Annotated in this window: 2 protein-coding genes and 1 tRNA gene; all 3 read left to right on the forward strand. The window is 63.0% G+C overall.

Annotated features, from left to right (window positions below; all coding sequences use genetic code 11):
- Nucleotides 1-37 precede the first annotated feature (37 nt).
- The 3 genes from typA (at nucleotide 38) to HKL97_RS03500 (ending at nucleotide 2,719) form a co-directional block, all read left to right on the forward strand.
- On the forward strand, nucleotides 38-1,873 hold the full coding sequence (gene typA, locus HKL97_RS03490) for a translational GTPase TypA (RefSeq protein ID WP_291422713.1): 1,836 nt from the start codon (nucleotides 38-40) through the stop codon (nucleotides 1,871-1,873).
- A 54-nt stretch (nucleotides 1,874-1,927) separates the two neighbouring features.
- A complete protein-coding gene (locus HKL97_RS03495) occupies nucleotides 1,928-2,587 on the forward strand; it encodes an NUDIX hydrolase (protein ID WP_291422714.1) in 660 nt (219 codons plus the stop codon).
- A 55-nt stretch (nucleotides 2,588-2,642) separates the two neighbouring features.
- A tRNA-Arg gene (locus HKL97_RS03500) sits at nucleotides 2,643-2,719 on the forward strand.
- Nucleotides 2,720-2,985: the final 266 nt, after the last annotated feature.

Below are 2,985 nucleotides of genomic sequence, written 5' to 3' on the forward strand. Positions count from 1 at the left end.
ACTAACTGTACTGCACTAACTGTCAGGCCCGTCAAAAATGTCCGCTCCAAAAATCCGCAATGTCGCCATCATCGCACACGTTGACCATGGCAAAACCACGCTCGTCGACCAGCTTCTCAAGCAGTCCGGCGCCTATGCGGCCCACCAGGCCGTGGCCGAGCGCGCGCTCGACCGCAACGACCTCGAAAAAGAGCGCGGCATCACCATTCTGGCGAAAGTAGCCTCGGTGGTCTGGAATGACGTGCGCATCAACATTGTCGACACCCCAGGCCACGCCGACTTCGGCGGCGAGGTGGAGCGCATTTTGAACATGGTGGATGGCGCCGTGATCCTGGTGGACGCCGCTGAGGGCGTGCTGCCGCAAACCAAGTTCGTGCTCGGCAAGGCGCTCGCGCGCGGGCTGAAGCCGATTGTGGTGGTGAACAAGATCGACCGTGGCGACGCCCGCCCCGACGATGTGCACAACGAGATGTTCGACCTCTTCGCCGCGCTGGACGCCAATGAGGAACAGCTCGACTTCCCGATGCTGTTCGCCTCCGGCCGCCAGGGCTGGGCGGTGAAGGATCTGGCCGACCCGCGCGAGAGCCTGAGCCCGCTATTCGAGTTGATCCTCTCTCATGTTCCCGCGCCGAACCTGGATGTCGAAGCGCCGTTTGGCATGGTTGCCTCCATTTTGGAGTCCGACACATTCCTGGGCCGCGTGCTGACAGGGCGCGTGGAGCAGGGCCGCGCCACCGTCAACATGCCGGTGAAGGTCTACCGCCTGGACGGCACCGTGGTTGAAACCGGCCGCCTGACCAAGCTGCTCTCCTTCCGCGGCCTGGACCGCGTGGCCGTGGACGAAGTCTCCGCCGGCGACATTGTCGCCGTCGCGGGGCTGACCGACGCCACCATCCCGCACACCATCGGCTCGATGGATCTGCCAGGCCCCCTGCCCGCCACCCCGATCGACCCGCCGACCCTCTCCATGACCTTCCGCATCAATGACAGCCCGCTGGCCGGGCGCGAAGGCAAGAAGGTCACGTCGCGCCAGATCCGTGACCGGCTATACCGCGAGGCCGAGGGCAACGTTGCCATCATGGTGGCGGATAGCTCAGAGACCGACGCCTTCGAGGTTTCCGGCCGCGGCGAACTCCAGCTTGGCGTGCTCATCGAGCAGATGCGCCGCGAGGGCTTCGAGCTGACCATCGGCCGTCCGCGCGTGCTGACCCGCACCAACGAGGAGACCGGCGAACGCGAGGAGCCGTATGAGGAAGTGCTGATCGACGTGGACGAACCCTATGCCGGCGCGGTCGTTGAAAAAATGTCCCGCCGCAAGGGTGAGCTCTCGGACATCCGCCCCTCCGGCGGCGGTAAGCAGCGCCTGACCTTCCGCATCCCCTCGCGCGGGCTGATCGGCTACCATGGCGAGTTCCTCACCGACACGCGCGGCACCGGCGTGATGAACCGCCTGTTCGCGGGCTACGGCCCCTGGAAAGGCAAGATCGAGGGCCGCCGCAACGGCGCGCTCATCTCCTCCGAGGATGGCGAGGCCGTGCAGTATTCGCTGTTCGCGCTGCAGGACCGCGGCGTGCTGTTCGTCTCCCCTGGCGAGAAGGTTTATGTCGGCATGATCCTGGGCGAGCATTCGCGCGAGAACGATCTCGACATCAACCCAGTCCGCGAAAAGAAGCTCACCAACATCCGCGCCGCCGGCAAGGACGAGGCGCTGTTGCTGGTGCCGCCCCGCAAGATGACGCTGGAGCAGGCGATTGCCTATGTTGAGGATGACGAGCTGGTGGAGGTAACCCCCAGCGCCGTGCGCCTGCGCAAGAAACATCTGGACCCCAACGCCCGCAAGCGCGCCGACCGCGCCTCAGGCGACGCGGCCTGAACAGAAAACAAGGGGCACCTCATGGGGTGCCCCTTGTTCGTTGTGGAGGGGCCCGTGGAAGCCGTTAGAGACCATATGATTGTGGATGCAGCATTGCAGCGGCAAATCACCGATCGCTTTATCGCGGGGCGGTTTGGGGACACTCCCAGCCATGCCGTGCATAACCTGGGCCGCGTGAGCTTGCCGGGGACAGGCGATGTGGAGCTGCATCTGCGCCATGCGGCCGATGCCATCCTGCTTGATGATTTCGGCCAGGTGGTGCTCATCACCCGGCTGCATCATCCCGGCGCCGGACTGCTGGCGCTGCCGGGCGGGTTTATTGATGATGTGAACGGCGGAATGGAAAACCCGCTGGACGCGGCGATCCGCGAGGCGGTGGAAGAAACCGGGATGGACGAGGGGCTGCTGCGGAGTATTGCAGCGGTGCCGGCGGGCCACCGCCTGTATGACCGTCCGTTCGACATTCGCGTGGCATGGAACAACCTGCCCGGCACCAGCATTCGCCAGGGCGATGTTTTCGGCGTCTCCACGCAGGGGTTCTGCTTCAGGCTGCCGGGAAATTTACGCGACCTGCCATTGCAGGCGGGTGATGACGCAAAGGCGGTGCAGGTGCTGGAAATCGCAAGCCTGCGGGAAAGCCAGTTCGCAGTGCCGGACCATCTGCCACTAATCCGGCTGGCACGCGAAATACCGGAACCAGGCCATAAAAGTTGAAATATTCCATTGCCGTTGCCGGGTGCCGGGTTTTCAGATAGAAGCGCCGCAGTATGGACCCGTAGCTCAGCTGGATAGAGCGTTGCCCTCCGAAGGCAAAGGTCACGCGTTCGAATCGCGTCGGGTCCGCCAATAAATCAATGGGTTATGTCGACCTAAGTCCTATTTGCAAACGCCGGGTAAGCACAGGGTAAGCAGGCGGGAGTAAATGCAAGGCAATTTGGGTAAATTTATTGCCCCAGGTACAGCGACGAGGCCAACCTCGGAGTAGGTGATTTCGGTAAACGAAGGGCCAGTCCTTATACCAGCTGCCGAATTTTCTGACTCTCCGGGGATTCCCCCGACGCGGTGAGTTGTGATTCGGTGTTTCCCGTTGATTTGATTGATGGGAGGCGGTG

This window comes from Acidocella sp. (assembly GCF_013044125.1).
Classification (GTDB): domain Bacteria; phylum Pseudomonadota; class Alphaproteobacteria; order Acetobacterales; family Acetobacteraceae; genus Acidocella.

What these genes read in the sequence shown, in the direction of transcription:
- typA (WP_291422713.1), top strand. Translation starts at nt 38, where the DNA reads ATGTCCGCTCCAAAAATCCGCAATGTCGCCATCATCGCACACGTTGAC.